This window comes from Pseudoalteromonas sp. P1-25 (genome assembly GCF_001401805.1).
Classification (GTDB): Bacteria; Pseudomonadota; Gammaproteobacteria; order Enterobacterales; family Alteromonadaceae; genus Pseudoalteromonas.
On the sequence record NZ_LKDW01000003.1, the window covers coordinates 125,250 to 142,169 of the forward strand.

General features: G+C 41.2%; 12 protein-coding genes. 8 read left to right on the forward strand and 4 right to left on the reverse strand.

Translation table 11 applies throughout. The features are described 5' to 3' along the window. Positions 1 to 3 precede the first annotated feature (3 nt). From AN393_RS03730 to rpoS, 3 genes are read left to right on the forward strand one after another with little or no spacing between them, the layout of a single operon-like run. The gene (locus tag AN393_RS03730) at positions 4 to 582 is read left to right on the forward strand and encodes a YqaA family protein (RefSeq protein WP_055015402.1); all 579 of its coding nucleotides are present in this window, start codon (positions 4 to 6) and stop codon (positions 580 to 582) included. Positions 583 to 623: 41 nt separating this feature from the next. Continuing rightward, on the forward strand, positions 624 to 1,448 hold the full coding sequence (locus AN393_RS03735; protein WP_055017358.1) for a peptidoglycan DD-metalloendopeptidase family protein: 825 nt from the start codon (positions 624 to 626) through the stop codon (positions 1,446 to 1,448). A 35-nt stretch (positions 1,449 to 1,483) separates the two neighbouring features. After that, entirely contained in the window at positions 1,484 to 2,458 is a 975-nt protein-coding gene (rpoS, locus tag AN393_RS03740; protein ID WP_055015400.1) for an RNA polymerase sigma factor RpoS, read from the forward strand. Positions 2,459 to 2,555: 97 nt separating this feature from the next. On the opposite strand, the gene mutS is transcribed toward rpoS, so the two are convergent. Then, a complete protein-coding gene (gene mutS / locus AN393_RS03745) occupies positions 2,556 to 5,141 on the reverse strand; it encodes a DNA mismatch repair protein MutS (protein WP_055017359.1) in 2,586 nt (861 codons plus the stop codon). Between the two features lie 21 nt (positions 5,142 to 5,162). Here mutS and AN393_RS03750 point away from each other — a divergent pair, with 21 nt between their 5' ends. Then, the gene (locus AN393_RS03750) at positions 5,163 to 5,654 is read left to right on the forward strand and encodes a CinA family protein (RefSeq protein ID WP_055017360.1); all 492 of its coding nucleotides are present in this window, start codon (positions 5,163 to 5,165) and stop codon (positions 5,652 to 5,654) included. 65 nt (positions 5,655 to 5,719) lie between these two features. Further along, on the forward strand, positions 5,720 to 6,763 hold the full coding sequence (gene recA, locus AN393_RS03755) for a recombinase RecA (protein WP_055015397.1): 1,044 nt from the start codon (positions 5,720 to 5,722) through the stop codon (positions 6,761 to 6,763). A gap of 160 nt (positions 6,764 to 6,923) precedes the next feature. Here recA and AN393_RS03760 read toward each other — a convergent pair whose 3' ends face one another. Together AN393_RS03760 and AN393_RS03765 are read right to left on the reverse strand one after the other, a co-directional pair. Further along, positions 6,924 to 9,050, reverse strand: coding sequence for a TonB-dependent siderophore receptor (locus AN393_RS03760; RefSeq protein ID WP_055015396.1), 2,127 nt, complete (start codon positions 9,048 to 9,050; stop codon positions 6,924 to 6,926). Between the two features lie 461 nt (positions 9,051 to 9,511). Continuing rightward, entirely contained in the window at positions 9,512 to 10,681 is a 1,170-nt protein-coding gene (locus AN393_RS03765; RefSeq protein WP_055015395.1) for a DcaP family trimeric outer membrane transporter, read from the reverse strand. 419 nt (positions 10,682 to 11,100) lie between these two features. Here AN393_RS03765 and acs point away from each other — a divergent pair, with 419 nt between their 5' ends. The 3 genes from acs to AN393_RS03780 all read left to right on the forward strand — a co-directional run bounded on the left by acs (position 11,101) and on the right by AN393_RS03780 (position 15,589). Next, complete coding sequence (gene acs, locus AN393_RS03770) at positions 11,101 to 13,041, forward strand: acetate--CoA ligase (protein WP_055015394.1); 1,941 nt, start codon at positions 11,101 to 11,103, stop codon at positions 13,039 to 13,041. A gap of 104 nt (positions 13,042 to 13,145) precedes the next feature. Beyond that, entirely contained in the window at positions 13,146 to 13,796 is a 651-nt protein-coding gene (locus AN393_RS03775) for a response regulator transcription factor (RefSeq protein WP_055015393.1), read from the forward strand. 197 nt (positions 13,797 to 13,993) lie between these two features. Continuing rightward, on the forward strand, positions 13,994 to 15,589 hold the full coding sequence (locus AN393_RS03780; protein WP_055015392.1) for an AbgT family transporter: 1,596 nt from the start codon (positions 13,994 to 13,996) through the stop codon (positions 15,587 to 15,589). A 284-nt stretch (positions 15,590 to 15,873) separates the two neighbouring features. Here AN393_RS03780 and purU read toward each other — a convergent pair whose 3' ends face one another. Next, positions 15,874 to 16,704 carry a formyltetrahydrofolate deformylase gene (purU, locus tag AN393_RS03785; RefSeq protein WP_055015391.1) on the reverse strand — a complete coding sequence of 277 codons (831 nt, stop codon included), beginning with the start codon at positions 16,702 to 16,704 and terminating at the stop codon, positions 15,874 to 15,876. Between the last annotated feature and the right edge of the window lie 216 nt (positions 16,705 to 16,920).

Here is a 16,920-nt window from a genome sequence, read left to right on the forward strand (position 1 = left end):
ACGTTGAAATTGTTTACTAAGTTATACGATATGGCCCTCGTGTGGGCAAAACACCGTTTTGCTGAGCGCTACTTAGCAGCCATGAGCTTTGCAGAGTCGGTTTTTTTTCCGGTGCCCCCTGATGTCATGCTTGCCCCTATGTCGCTTGCACAGCCAAGTAAAGCGTGGCGTTTTGCAAGCTTTGCAACGGTTGCCTCAGTGCTTGGTGGTATTGTAGGTTATTTTTTAGGGTACTGGTTATTTGAGCCGGTTGTTCAGCCGTTAATAGAGCAAATGCATTGGCAAGAAAAGTTTGAAACAGCGCTTACGTGGTTTAAAGAGTATGGTGTGTGGGTGGTATTTTTAGCAGGGTTTTCACCGATACCTTATAAGGTATTTACCATAGGTGCAGGGGTATTACAGATGGCCTTTTTGCCATTTTTAATCGCTTCAGCAATTGGCCGTGGTGCGCGTTTCTTCTTAGTTTCTGCTTTAATGAAGTGGGGCGGAGTTAAAATGGAGCAAAAATTACGTCAATATGTTGAAGTACTTGGCTGGGGTTTAGTTGTATTAATAGTAATAGCGTACTTTTTTCTACGTTAATTGCTAAAAATAACACTTTTATAGTTTTGGAGTAAAACCTGTTGAATAAACGATTTTCACTTTATTTAATTGTATTTGCAGCAGTTTTACTCCATGGTTGCTCATCTCGGAACGCGCCAGCTCCAGTAAGTAGTTTAAATAGTAATGTTAACGATTTTCAAAAAGCTGTTAACATTCATGGTAGTAAATACAGGGTGCAAAAAGGTGACACACTTTATTCGATTGCCTTTAGCGCAGGAAAAGATTTTAGAGCGCTTGCAAAAAACAATTTAATTCCATCACCTTATGTTATCTACCCTGGCCAGGTTATTGACCTAACCGCCAATGATAAAAATAGTATTGTTAAAAACTCTTCAAATAAGAGTAAAAGCACTAAAAATAAAACACAGAAAAAAAGTAACAAAAAATTAAAGAAAAGTCTTGATCAGCCGAAACAACGAGAGTATGTTCGAAAACAAGCCAATGAAATAGTTAGTAATGCTAAACCTTCGTCGAGCAGTAAAGTAAAGTGGTTTTGGCCTGCAAAGGGCAAAGTGACTAAACGCTTTTCTAATAAGGAAAACGGTTACAAGGGTTTACAGATTACTGGCCGTACAGGGGCTTCAGTTTTAGCCGCAGCACAAGGAACGGTGGTGTATGCGGGTAATGCGCTTCGAGGATACGGTAATTTAATCATTTTGAAACATAATGATGATTACCTAAGTGCTTATGCACACAACTCGAAACTACTTGTTAAAGAAAAGCAGAAAGTTAAGGCAGGACAAAAAATAGCAGAAATGGGCAAGTCAGAATCTTCGGTCACTGCGCTTCGTTTTGAAATTCGCTACCGTGGGCAAGCTGTCAATCCTGCTAAATACCTTCCCTAATTTCTAGGTATTGATAATTGCTCGGGAGAAGGCTTATGGCTAACGCAGCAAAACTTGACAAAAACACCACCGACGAAAAATTTGATGACACCGCAGTAGAGGAAACTGCAGCCCTACTTGAAGAGGTAGAGAACGAAGAAGAGATATTTGCAAAAGAGGAAGTAACTAAAAACCTCGATGCGACCCAACTATATTTAGGAGAAATTGGTTTCTCTCCCCTGCTTAGCGCTGAAGAAGAAGTCTTTTTTGCCCGCAAATCACTACGTGGATGTGAAGCATCTCGCAAGCGTATGATTGAAAGTAATCTACGTTTAGTTGTAAAAATTGCCCGCCGTTATAATAACCGAGGTTTAGCACTTTTAGATTTAATTGAAGAAGGTAACCTAGGTTTAATTCGCGCTGTTGAAAAGTTTGACCCTGAACGCGGTTTTAGATTTTCAACTTACGCAACTTGGTGGATACGCCAAACAATTGAACGCGCTATTATGAATCAAACGCGCACTATTCGATTACCAATCCATGTAGTTAAAGAATTAAATGTTTACTTGCGTACAGCACGCGAGCTAACTCAAAAGCTAGACCATGAGCCTACCGCTGAAGAAATTGCTGAGTGCCTAGGTAGACCCGTAGAAGACGTAACTAAAATGCTACGCTTAAACGAAAAAATAGCCTCAGTTGATATGCCAATTGGTGGTGAAAACGACAGCGCTCTTTTAGATATCATTGCCGATGAAAAAAGCGCAGGTCCTGAAGGTGAAGTACAAAACAACGATATTAACAAACATATTGTTGATTGGTTAGGTGAGTTAAACCCTAAACAACGTGAAGTATTAGCGCGCCGCTTTGGTTTACTAGGCTACGAGCCATCAACACTTGAAGATGTTGGCCGTGAAATTGGTTTAACGCGAGAGCGCGTAAGACAAATTCAGGTAGAGGCACTGCGTCGTTTAAAAGATATTTTACAACAAGAGGGGTTAAGCACAGAAAGTTTGTTTGACCAGTTCTCGTAACTCATACTTAGACTGTCTATGTGTTTAAAGGCTGAAGGATAAAACCTTCAGCTTTTTTTATGCCAAATTAAATTTAAAGCAGCGCTTAAAGCAGCGCTTAAAGCAGCGCTTTTAATTTATAAAGTAATTCGTGTGCTTGACGCGGCGATAGATTATCAGGGTCAATGGCACTGAGTTGCTCCTCAACCTCTGATGGCTGTGGCGCAGGTAACTCATTAGCAAAAGAAAACGCTTGCTGCTCTGAATTTGGAGCAGTCACGCTTTGGTGGTTTTCGAGCATTTTAAGCTTTTGCTTTGCTTGAGCTATTACGGCCTTTGGCACACCAGCAAGCGCTGCAACCTGTAACCCAAAGCTTTTACTTGCTGCACCATCAAGTACAGTATGCATAAATGCAATGGTGTCGTTGTGCTCTATGGCATCTAAGTGCACATTCACTAACCCCGCTTTTTGCTCTGCAAGTTCTGTTAATTCAAAATAATGCGTAGCAAATAATGTTTTAGCAGATATTTTTTGTGCCAGATGATCAGCGGTTGCATAAGCAAGTGATAAGCCATCGTAGGTACTGGTGCCTCTGCCTATTTCATCCATTAATACTAAAGATTGCGCAGTTGCATTATTTAATATTGTGGCGGTTTCTGTCATCTCTACCATAAAAGTAGAGCGACCAGAGGCTAAGTCGTCGCTTGCGCCAATGCGAGTAAATATTCGGTCAATATTACCAATTTTTGCACTATCAGCAGGGACATAACAGCCAATATGCGCCATCAATACGATAAGTGCTGTTTGACGCATATAGGTTGATTTACCACCCATGTTAGGACCAGTAATAATCAACATTTTACGCTGGCTATTTAGCTCCACAGGGTTAGCAATAAAAGGTTCTTTCATTACTTGCTCAACCACAGGGTGGCGACCTTGCTTAATACTTATATTATCATCATCGCATAGTTGTGGTTTTGCATAATTAAGCGTTTGTGCTCGCTCTGCTAGGTTATTGAGTACATCTAAATCGGCCAATGCACTAGCCATCATTTGCAGCTGTTCAATATGCGGTGCTATAAATTCAAATAGCTCTTCGTATAACTGTTTTTCAAGTGCGAGCGCTTTTGATTGGCTGCCTAGTACTTTATCTTCATGCTCTTTTAGTTCAGGTATTATATAGCGCTCATTATTTTTAAGCGTTTGGCGGCGAATATAATCAGCAGGTACTAAGTGCGAATTAGCACGACTTACTTCGATAAAAAAGCCATGTACCTTGTTATAGCCAATTTTTAATGTGCTGATCCCCGTGCGCTCGCGCTCTCTAAGCTCTAGTTGCTCAAGTATATCAGTAGCGCCTTTACTCAAGTTTCGCCATTCATCGAGCTCGCTGTTGTAGCCTGGTGCAATAACGCCCCCATCGCGAATGAGTACTGGTGGGTTATCAATTACAGCGCGCTCAAGTAAAGCTTGTAGTTCAGGTAGCTCTGGAGAATGGCGAACAATGCTGGCGATACGCTCATCATTAGCATCGTTTAATAATGCGTGCAGTGGTGCGAGTGCTTGTAAGGCATTGCGTAGCCGAGTTAAATCGCGCGGGCGTGCGGTGCATAAAGCAAGACGTGCTATTACGCGTTCAATATCACCCATTTCTTTTAATGAGTCGTGTAGCTCGCCATATAACTGCGCATCTAAAATAGCGCTAATAGCATTTAAACGTGAGTTAAGTTCATTTTTATTGCGCACAGGTGTATGAATACGGCGTTTAAGTAAACGTGATCCCATGGCTGTGGCAGTCTTATCGAGTACCTGAGCTAAGGTGTTTTCAAAGCCACCTGATAAATTAACAGTTAACTCTAAATTTTTGCGTGTTGCAGCATCTAATATAACGGCATGCTCATTATGCTCAAGTGTAATAGCACGAATGTGAGGCAGGGCAATACGTTGTGTATCTTTTACGTATTGCATTAAACAACCCGCAGCGACCAAAGCAGCATGCGCTTTATCTACACCAAAGCCTACTAAATCTTTGGTGCCAAACTGCTCGCACAGTAAGTGTTGAGCGGTATCTAAGTCAAACTCCCATTCAGGGCGTCGGCGTGCCCCTTTTATATGTTCAATTAAATGTGTGCTTTCAAAGCTTTCACAGTATAAAAGCTCAGCAGGAGCTAAACGCTGTAGGGTTGAAGTAAACGCTTCGTCGGTGTTCACTTCAACTATATTGAAACGCCCTGAATTTATATCAAGGTAGGCAATACCATACAGGCCTTTTTTATTTTGCCATACGCTGGTAAGCAGGTTGTCTTGTCGCTCTTGTAAAAGCGCCTCATCTGAAATAGTGCCTGGTGTTACAATACGCACTACTTTGCGCTCAACAGGCCCTTTACTGGTTGCGGGGTCACCAACTTGCTCACATATAGCGACTGATTCGCCCATTTGCACTAAACGTGCTAAATAGTTTTCTACTGCGTGATAAGGAACACCCGCCATAGGGATAGGATCGCCACCGGCTTTACCACGATGCGTTTGCGAAATATCAAGTAATTGGGCCGCGCGTTTAGCATCGTCAAAAAAGAGTTCATAAAAATCCCCCATACGATAAAACAATAAAATATCGCGATGCTCAGATTTAATTTTTAGATACTGCTGCATCATAGGGGTTTGTTGTTTTATAGTGTGCGGTGCATAAAGATCAAACGACATGTATTTACCCAAAGGCTGAATATGGAATTACATCAAGAGATTAAAACACTTGCTGCGCAATTGGGCGTTATTTTAACGGATAAACGCTTATGGATCACTACCGCTGAATCATGTACTGGTGGTGGGGTGAGTTATGCGCTGACAGATACACCTGGCAGCTCTGCTTATTTGGGCCGCGCATTTGTTACTTATAGTAATGAAGCTAAGCATGAGCTGCTTAATGTGGCTGATACTACGCTTGAGCAATTTGGTGCCGTAAGTGAGCAAACCGTAAAAGAGATGGCTTTTGGTGCCGCAAGCGCTGCCAAAGCTGATATTGCAATTGCTATTTCGGGTATCGCAGGGCCAGGCGGAGCAATGCCTAATAAACCGGTAGGCTTTGTGTGGTTTTGCATACAAATTGCCAATGAACAATTTACGTTTAAGCAAATATTTAAGGGAGATAGAGCACAAGTTAGAATGCAAGCTATTGAATTTGCATTAAAAAGCACTATCGATAAGATAAAGTTATAAATTTAACTTGATACTGTGATTTCATACAGTATACTTGTTCGCATTAGCCGGATTTGGAGAACAGAATGAACGATAATAAACAAAAAGCGCTGGACGCTGCACTATCACAAATTGAGCGTCAATTTGGTAAAGGCTCAATTATGAAGTTGGGCGATAACAAAGCCCTAAACATAGATGCTGTATCTACAGGCTCACTTGGGATTGATATTGCTTTAGGCATAGGTGGTTTGCCTATGGGGCGTATTGTTGAAGTGTATGGCCCTGAGTCATCTGGTAAAACAACGCTTACTTTGCAAGTTATCGCACAAGCACAAAAAGAGGGCAAAACATGTGCCTTTGTTGATGCTGAGCATGCTCTAGATCCGGTATACGCGCAAAAGTTAGGTGTTAACATTGATGAGCTATTAGTTTCTCAGCCAGATACCGGCGAGCAAGCTCTTGAGATTTGTGACATGTTAGTACGTTCAAGTGCTGTAGATGTTGTTATTGTCGATTCTGTTGCTGCACTTACACCGAAAGCTGAAATTGAAGGCGATATGGGTGATTCGCACATGGGCTTACAAGCACGTTTAATGTCGCAAGCATTACGTAAGCTTACAGGTAATATTAAACGCTCAAATACGCTATGTATTTTCATTAACCAAATTCGTATGAAAATTGGTGTAATGTTTGGTAACCCTGAAACCACAACTGGTGGTAATGCACTTAAGTTTTACGCGTCAGTTCGTATTGATATTCGCCGTATTGGCTCTGTAAAAGAAGGCGATGAGGTAGTTGGTAACGAAACCCGTGTTAAAGTGGTTAAAAACAAGGTTGCACCACCATTTAAGCAAGCTGAGTTCATCATTATGTATGGTGAAGGTATTTCTAAACAAGGTGAGTTAATTGATTTAGGTGTTAAGCATAAAATTGTTGAAAAAGCAGGTGCTTGGTACAGCTACAATGGCAATAAAGTAGGCCAAGGTAAATCAAACTCTATTAAGTTTTTGAAAGAAAACCCAGAAATTGCTGATGAGATTGAAGGTAAATTACGCGATATGTTGCTATTAAAAGCAACCGTTGAGCCAGAAGATGGCGAAGACGTACTAGGTGATGAGCCTGATCTTTAAGTGTTAAATGTTCTCTAAGCTTGATTTGACCCGAGCTTTAAAAGGCGCTAACCAGCAATGGTTAGCGCCTTTTTGTATTGTAACTTTAAAAAAACGGCACTAAAAAGTGCCGTTAAATTTAAAAGCTGTGCTTTAAAAGTGCCTCATATCATAGAGGGTATTATAGCTGCCAGTTTACTGATAGCGCGTAATTACGCGGGGCACCGTAGTAACCTTGAGCCCAGTAAAGGCTGTGTAGGTACTTTTCGTCTGTGGTGTTATTTACGTTAAAAGTAACACCTACGTTTTCTGTGATTTTGTAGTTAGCCATCAGATCAAGAATACCGTAAGCATCTTGATTAGTGGTTACAAGGGCGGCACCGGTTGCATCTTCAACTTGTACGCGGCTAACAGAATCTTGCCAGCGGTAGTTAGCACCAAATGTTAAGCCTTCAACAAACGGAACTTGATAAGTTGCAGCAAGTTTTAACTGGTTCTCTGGTGTGTAATCTTCAACTAAATCATCACCTTCAATACTTAAATTACTAAAGCTGATGCTTGCACTTAAATCGTCGGTTACTTTACCACTTAGTTCTATTTCAAACCCATCACTGTTGATACCATCAGCACCATAATAACGAGTATCGCCTGGTAATGAATCAGGTAATGCAACGGCTAGGTTTTCTTGCTTTGCATCAAAGTAGGCAAAGGTGACAAATACTTGGTCATCTAAAAGCTGTGCTTTTAAACCAATTTCGCTACTTTTACCTGTAATAGGCGCCAATTGCTCAGCATTAATATCTAGCTCTTTTTGCGGTACGAACGTTTCAGTGTAACTTGCATAAGCTGAAAGTGATTCATTGAAATCGTATACAGCTCCAACATATGGAATAACTTCACTATCGTCACGGGTTTGCTCAACACCATAAGCTGTTCCTGATGTTTCCCAATCTGTGTAACGTACACCCGCAAGTACACTTAACGGTGCGCTTAATTTTATGCGAGTAGATATATAGGCAGATTGCTGTTTGTTTTCTATCTCACTGCCGTTTAAACCATCAGCAAGGGTTGCTTCAGGTATTACACCATCCCACGTGTCAAGCGAAGGCATTGCTGGGAAGCCATTACCCGTGGTGTAATCATAAAGTGACTGCTCATTGTAATCCATTTTTGCTTGGCTAACACCAAATGATAGGTCGTGCTCTTGGCCAAATAAATCAAATTTACCGCTGGCGTATAAATCAAACAAATCGTGCTTGTCTTCGTAGTCGTAACGGCTTGCGTAACCTGTTAAACCAAGGCCAGTTTCGCTATCGGGTGTGCCATATACGTAAAATAGCTCTGAGTCTTGCTCATTTTCTATGTGTGCATAACGTGCCGTTGCAACCCATGTAGCAGATAAGTTTTGCTCAAGTGTTACGTAGACTTGCTCTGCGCTATTATCCCAGTATGACCAATCAGCTGCAGTGCTTGTAGATACGTCGTAATCTGTTGCTGTGCCATCGGTATAGTAAAGAGGCAATGCTCCCCAAAGAGGGCTGTCGGCATCTTTTTGTTGGTTAACATAGTTGATGCTTAACGTTGTATCGTCAGTTAACTTACCTTCGTAGGCAAGGTAACCAATTGTTTTATCTGTTTCGTAACGATCAAGGTATGACTCAGATTTTTGCTTTGTGAAAACTGCACGCACAGCGTGATCATCATTAATCGGTGTAGAATAATCGAGCTCTAAGCGCTTGTTATCCCATGAGCCGTAAGATAAAGATGCGTGAGCTTGTGTTATGTAGGTTGGTTTTTTTAGCACCATATTTACAGTGGCAGAAGGGTTACCTGCACCTGTCATTAGGCCGTTTGCGCCTCGTACAATTTCTACACGGTCGTAAATAGAAGTATCTAAAGTGCCTTGAATAGAGCCTGAACTTTGTGGGATACCTAAACCATCAACCTGAAAGTTTGTGATTTCAAAGCCGCGGGCTTTAAAATAAGTACGGTCTGTTTCTATTTGCTCTACAGTTACGCCAGGCGTGCTTTCTAGCACTGAGTTAATATCATCTAGTGAAAAATCATCCATTAAAGCGCGAGAAACAACAGAAATACTTTGAGGAGTTTCTTTGATTGTTAGGCCTAGTTTTGTAGCAGATTGCGCATCTTCAGTGATGTAGTTTTTATGATGCTGGCCGTATACCGCTATTTTTTCTAATGAATCATCTGTATTTGTTGTAGTTTCTTGTGCAAATGCATGACCAGATAAAACAAGTGAAGTAATAAGGCTAAGCTTAGATAAACGCAAAATTTGTTGGGACGACATGTGTTTTTCCAATAGGTTCAAAAAAGAAGTGCATAACATAATCTAAATGAGAGTGATTTTCAATAACAAGGTTGTTATATAAACAAAATAATTAGGGCTTACCAGAAATTATTGATAGTTTGGGAATTTTAGCGCCTTAATAGCTACTTAGTTTGATGTTAAGGCAACAATTATATTAAGTGGGATAGGGGATTGAATTACAAGTTCTACTGAGCTTTTAGCTAAATCGTTATTTAGACGATTTAATATGTTAGTCAATTAGTTACTTTAAAATTTGCTACTAAACATTTTTAATGCCTCACGTTAGCAGACGATTTAACAGCTAATCACTCTACTACAACTGATGTAAACGTTGCTAAAGTACAGTTTACGCTGATTAATAGTAAATAGCGCTGGTTCAGTCTTTTTTCAAAGACTAAAAAAAGCGGCCTAAGCCGCTTTGGTGTTATTAATATGCTTAATTAAAAGTTGTACTTAACAGAAAACTGTAAACGGTCTAAATCTCCGTCAATACCACTTTCAGTTTCACGCTCGGCATGCTTAAACTCAGCACCAAATGTCAAACGTTTAACGGGTGAGTATAAAATGTTTGCACTGAAGCTTTGACTTGATTCAACAGGGTCACCCGAAATGGTTAATAAATCAGTGTTGTTATCAGCACTAAAGAAAGAATATAAGAAAGTTGAGCGCCACTGGCTTGTCCACTTATGCTGATAAGCAACAAAGCCCGAGGTTGAGTCAATTGCATCTAACTCATCACCATCAAGTACTGCACCGTGTGCTACATTTAAGCCCACGTAACGGCCAAGGCCTTTACCTTGAGTAAGCATAAATTTAAGGTAGTCTTCACCAAAATTTACACGGCCCGAAGCGCTAATACCAAATGAAGTTTCATCAGCGTCCACATCGCCTACTTTATAAGTAAGTTGGCGAGCAAGTGCTGCAACTACAAAGTTACCCCAGTCGGCGTTATGTGTGTAACGTGCAGTAAAATCAGGAAGTGATGCATCGTCTGTTTCTACACGCGCGCCACCTTGAGTGGTAATAGTGCTCTCTGGGTTCTCTAAAGAGAACGACCATGCGCCTGTTGTGTATTTAATTTGTGTTTGGCGAACAAAAACAGTGCCCTCGGCTGGGCCGACAAAATCAAGCGTTTCAGCAAGTGCACCTACGTTTTGAAAGTTTGACCATGTTTGGCCAAATAACCAACCGTCGTAAGTTACAAATGCATGACGAATACGTGGAGCATAAGAATTTGATACACGCTCGTTACCGCCAGGGGCAGAAGCTAAAAAGTCTAGCTCAATTTTAGTTTTAACTGTTTTACCGTTATCCATTAATGTGGAAGTACCAAAGTTAAAGCGTGACTCACGTGCATGCATATCAAATACAGCATCTGAATCAGCATCATCGCCTACGGGCACTGTGCTTGGTACATAGAAGTCACGCCCTACACTTGAACCAGAAGGGGCTCCTGCAGAGTAGTCACTCCACATAGTATCAAGCTTAATGTATCCGCCGTAAGTAAATTCTGTGTTGCCTACTTTAGCTGCAGTTGCCGCACAAGCTGTGCTTGTTAAGGCACATAACACAGCGCTCGCTGCAAGAGTTTTTAATGGGGTAAATTTCATTGTGGTGTCCTTTAAAGGCTACTTGTTGTTTGTTGCTTTTTATACGTTCAAATGTATTACTTGCTACTGGTATTACTTACGAACAAAACTTTTACTTATTTTGCTTCACGCTATGAATTCATCCGTTAAATAAAGGTTTGAGTAGCATGGTCACATTATTTTAATGCTCGAAACCACTTTTAAATATGTGCAAAATTTACTCAATTACCTATTGGTCTATAAGACGAAGGTTTAAGAGTAATTTAGTGACCACTTACTTATATTTAACATATTGTATTTCTATGTAAAAAAGTCATGAGCCGCGTGATTATAAACCACAAAACGGCAATTAGAAGGGTTGTACAACTAAGGTCTAATACTTAATAAAGTACTGCTGAGTAATCCTTAATTCATGGCAAGTTATTAAAATGGAGACTGAGATGTCACAAAGTATCTATCCTGTTCCTGCACATATTGAAAAAACGACGTTAGTTGATAACGATAAATATAAAACACTCTACAAACAGTCGATTGATGACCCACAAGGGTTTTGGCGTGAACATGGCCAGCGCTTAGATTGGTTTACTCCTTATACCAAAGTTAAAAACACCTCATTTGATAAAGGCCATATAGATATTAAATGGTATGAAGACGGCGTTTTAAATGCTTCTTACAATTGTATTGATCGCCATTTAAAAACCAAAGCTGATAAAGTGGCGCTTATTTGGGAGGGGGACAACCCAAACCAAAGTGAAAACATTACCTACCAACAATTACATGATGAAGTGGCGCGCTTTGCCAACGGTTTAAAAAAACTAGGCGTACAAAAAGGTGATCGAGTAGCTATTTACATGCCAATGACACCGCAGGCAATTTACGCCATGCAAGCTTGTGCGCGTATTGGCGCCATACACTCGGTTGTATTTGGTGGTTTTTCTCCTTCAGCTATTGCTGACCGTATTAAAGACTCAGGCGCTAAAGTGGTGATCACATCTGATGAAGGGCGCAGAGCGGGCAATTGTGTACCATTAAAAGCTAATGTAGATGAGGCGGTAGCCCAAGAATCTGTTACAACAATTGAACATGTTGTTGTACACCAGCTAACCGGTGGCGAAGTTGATTGGAACGAGCATGACATTTGGTGGCACGATCTCGTTGCTGATTTACCTGCGCAGTGCGAACCAGAGCCCATGAATGCAGAAGATCCACTCTTTATTTTGTATACGTCGGGCTCTACCGGTCAACCAAAAGGGGTTGTGCATACTACAGGTGGTTACTTAGTTTACTCATCAATGACCCACGAGTACGTGTTTGATTTACAAGAGGATGACGTATATTGGTGTAGCGCCGATGTGGGTTGGATCACAGGGCACAGCTATATTGCTTATGGTCCATTGGTTAATGGTTGTACACAAGTAGTATTTGAAGGGGTGCCTACCTATCCAACAGCAGGGCGTATGGGTGAGGTGATTGATAAGCACGGCGTCACCATTTTATACACTGCACCAACGGCTATTCGTGCGTTAATGGCCAAAGGTGATGAGCCAACCGCGTCTTCAAAGCGTGAAAGCTTACGTATTTTAGGCTCGGTGGGTGAACCTATCAACCCAGAAGCATGGGCTTGGTATTACGAAAATATTGGTAACGCTAGTTGCCCAATTGTAGATACGTGGTGGCAAACTGAAACAGGCGGCATTATGATCACCCCACTGCCGGGTGCAACCCAAACAAAACCTGGCTCAGCAACCCATCCATTTTTTGGTATTGCACCCGCGTTATTTGATGCAGAGGGAAATACGCTTGAAGGTGCGGTTGACGGTAATTTAGTTATATTAGATAGCTGGCCATCACAAGCGCGTACTGTTTATGGCGATCACGAACGCTTTGAACAAACCTATTTTAGTGCTTACCCTGGTGTTTATTTTACAGGTGACGGTTGTCGTCGTGATGAAGATGGCTATTACTGGATCACAGGGCGAGTAGACGATGTGCTTAATGTATCAGGGCATCGCTTAGGCACCGCTGAAATAGAAAGCGCGCTGGTAGCCCACGAAGCAGTAGCAGAGGCTGCAGTAGTAGGTTACCCGCATGATATTAAAGGCCAAGGTATTTATGTTTACATTACGCCAAACGAAGGCGTTACTGTCAGTGACGAGCTCACAACGCAAGTGCGTAATTGGGTACGTAAAGAACTAAGCCCGATTGCCTCCCCTGATATGATTCAATGGTCGCCGGGTTTACCGAAAACGCGTTCAGGTAAGATTATGCGTCGAATTTTACGTAAAATAGCCGCAAATGAGCATCAACAGCTAGGGGATACATCAACCCTTGCAGACCCAACCGTGGTAGATGAGCTCATAGAAAACCGATTAAATCGTTAAATGCGCGTTAAAAACTTGATTACAAGTTGATTCTAAACGTAGTATATCGGCTGTCAGTAAGTATGTTATACCTTATTGGCGGCCGAATTTATTAGGAGCGAACCATGAGTCAGTTTTTAATAGCGGATGATCATCCGTTATTTCGTGAGGCACTAAAGGGAGCATTAAGTGCTAAGTTTGACGATTTAGAGGTATTTGAATCATCAGATTTTGACAGCACATTGCAAGTACTCAGCGAACAAGAAGATCTTGATATATTACTGCTAGATTTACACATGCCAGGCAATGGTGATTTATATGGCCTGATCCGCATTCGCGAAGACTACCCAAGTTTACCCATAGCGGTTGTCTCAGGGAGTGAAGACATCAACATAGTCTCTAAGGTAATGGGTTATGGTGCAATGGGTTTTATTCCTAAGTCATCGTCTTCAGATGATATTGCCAATGCTATTAACCAAATACTTGAAGGCGATACGTGGCTACCAAACGAATTAAAAAATAAAGTAGCTGAAATAGAAGGAGAGGACAGAGAAATTGCCGCACAAGTCGCCTCGCTCACGCCGCAGCAATACCGTGTATTGCAATACCTGCATGAAGGGTTACTAAACAAACAAATAGCTTACGAATTGCATATTTCAGAGGCAACCGTAAAAGCACACATTACTGCTATTTTTAGAAAGCTTGGGGTCTATAACCGTACACAGGCTGTTTTAATTGCCGCTAAACTACAGTTAGAGCCAATAGAGCAAGCATAAATATAATATAAAAGTGAGGGCGTTTTATTTTCAGCTATTAAATCGCCCTAGCTTGTAAAACGTTTAATTAAAAAGCCTGCTCGTCTCTACACAACTTAATTTTACACTTAAAATGTACACGTCATTTACCTTTTATACATGATCTCTTTTGCAAACAATGCTAGGTTAGCGCAATTTTGTAATTTATAGAGCTAAGTATGACAGACTCCACACACTCACCTAATAATCAACCTAAAGACAATAACGGCTTGTTTAATCGCTTCTTAGCAACCGTTGAGTTTTTAGGAAATATGCTTCCGCATCCCATTACTTTATTTGCGATATTTGCAGTTTCAATTGTGTTGATAAGTGGTATAGCAGATTGGTTCGGATTAAGCGCCGTTGACCCAAGGCCTGTTGGCGCAGCAGGGCGTGCACCTGATGGCGTGATTGAGGTCGTTAGCTTACTCAGTGCTGAGGGGCTACAGCGTATTATGGCAGGCCTGGTTACTAATTTTACCGGTTTTGCGCCCTTAGGCACCGTACTAGTGGCACTACTTGGGGTAAGTGTTGCTGAGCACTCAGGTTTACTCTCTGCTGCGATGCGAGGCATGGTTATGGGCGCGTCAAAGCGCTTAGTTACCTTTATGGTGGTGTTTGCAGCCATTATGTCTAACACGGCTTCAGAGCTTGGTTATGTGGTTTTAATACCGCTTGCAGCGATGATATTTCATAGTTTAGGGCGCCACCCTTTAGCTGGCTTAGCGGCTGCATTTGCTGGTGTGTCTGGTGGTTATAGCGCTAATTTACTACTCGGTACAATAGACCCACTATTAGCGGGTATCACAACACCTGCCGCACAAATGATTGACCCAAATTACGAGGTTGGGGCTGAGGCTAACTGGTATTTCATGATGATATCGGTATTACTTATAGCCGCCCTTGGTACACTGGTTACCGAAAAAATAGTTGAGCCACGTTTAGGTAAATACAACCCAGATGAAGCCAGCATCGACTTATCACAAAACAATATTGATACACTTACCGCGCTTGAAAAAACCGGTTTAAAGTGGGCGGGCGTCGCGCTATTAGTAGTGCTATCTCTATTTGCTTGGACGATTATTCCCGCCGATGGCATTTTACGCCATCCAGAAACAGGCCAGGTAGCAGGCTCACCATTTTTAAAAGGCATAGTTGCCATAATATTTGTCACATTTAGTGTGCCAGGCTTTGTTTACGGGCGTGTTGTTGGCAGTATGAAAAACGATAAAGACATTATTAACGCAATGAGTAAAAGCATGAGCTCAATGGGTTTATATATTGTTTTAGTGTTCTTTGCCGCACAGTTTGTGGCCTTTTTTAAATGGACTAATTTAGGCACTATTTTGGCAATTAACGGTGCAGCCCTGTTACAGGCCTTAAACCTAACTGGTCCAGAAGTATTTGTATTGTTTATATTAATGTGTGCATTGGTGAACTTGAGTTTAGGCTCATCATCGGCGCAGTGGGCGATTACAGCACCTATTTTTGTGCCTATGCTTATGCTTATTGGTTACGCGCCAGAAACTATTCAAGCGGCTTATCGTATTGGTGACTCTGTAACTAACTTAATCACCCCAATGATGAGCTACTTTGGACTTATTTTAGCGGTGGCGGTTAAATATAAAAAAGACATGGGCATAGGAACGTTAGTAGCCACTATGCTGCCATACAGCATCGTGTTTTTTATTGGCTGGGTTATTTTATTTTACGTATGGGTATTTGCTTTAGGGCTGCCAGTAGGGCCTGAATCACCTATTTACTATACGCCTTAACACGTTAATTGGCATAAAAAAGCCAGCAAAAGGGAAGAGCCCTTTTGCTGGCTTTATAGTATGTAAAAGGGGTTTTATACAAATCCGCAATAATACTTAATCATTTTCAGGGGTTAAACGTGTCACTATCTGCGTTAAAAAATTCTCATTTACGACTGCATGGATGCAGAAGGTAGAGCAATGCAGGAGCAATTGCCGAGAGCAACTAAATAGCGAATTTTTTGCCTTGCTATCAACACGTTTATCTATCCTCAAAATAGATCACTTAATTATGCGGATTGGTATTAGCTAAATACCACGGTTTTATTACCGTTAATAAATAGCTTGTGTTCAGAGGCAAGCTGAAGCGCTTTGCTAAATACAGTCTTTTCTACGTCTTTACCCATTTTAGCCATCATTTCAGCGGTGTTAGCGTGCGTTACGCTAGTGACGTCTTGTAAAATAATAGGGCCCTCATCTAGCTCATTATTTACAAAGTGAGCTGTGGCACCAATAATTTTTACGCCGCGCTCAAATGCTTGATGATACGGTTTAGCGCCAATAAAGGCCGGTAAAAATGAGTGGTGAATATTAATAATTTTGTTCTCAAACCGGCCCACAAATTCTGGGCTTAGTATGCGCATGTATTTTGCCAAGCCAATAATGTCTGGGTTATAAGAGGCAATTAAATCACCTACTTTTTTATCATGCTCTGCACGGCTTAGGCCCACGTGTGAGACAACATGAAAAGGTACATTAAAGCCTTTTGCTAGTGGTTCTAAATCTGGGTAATTGGCGATTACAGCCAATACTTCAATATTTAACGCTTGCTCAAATTGCTTGAGTAGTACAGTCCCTAAACAATGCGCTTCTTTTGTTGCAAGCAGCACCACTTTAGTTTTTGTATCATCATGCAGAGCAAGTTGTGCACCCTCAGGTAATAATGCGCGTAATTGCGATAAAAAGTCGTTTTGTGGTTCGCCCGTTAGCTCAGTGCGCATAAAAAAACGTTTGGCGTCTTTATCTACAAACTCGTTATTACGTGTAATATTTAAATTGTGCGCGTGGCAAAGCCCAGTAATTTTGGCAATTAGGCCTACATCATCGTCACATTGGGTGGTTAGTATATAGCTCATTTTCCTCATTCTTACCCAGATTATAATTGCTTCATTATTTGGTTTTTAGCGCATAAAGCAAGGAGTTTATGCGTAAATTTAGAATTAATTAGTCAAATAGGTATAAATGATTCAATAAAGTGAAAAACAATTAAAAATACGTTAACAGCATGGCACATACACACCCAATTTTTAACAAGGTGGTGTTTACAAAAAGGGTTAAACAGTTAGTAGGTG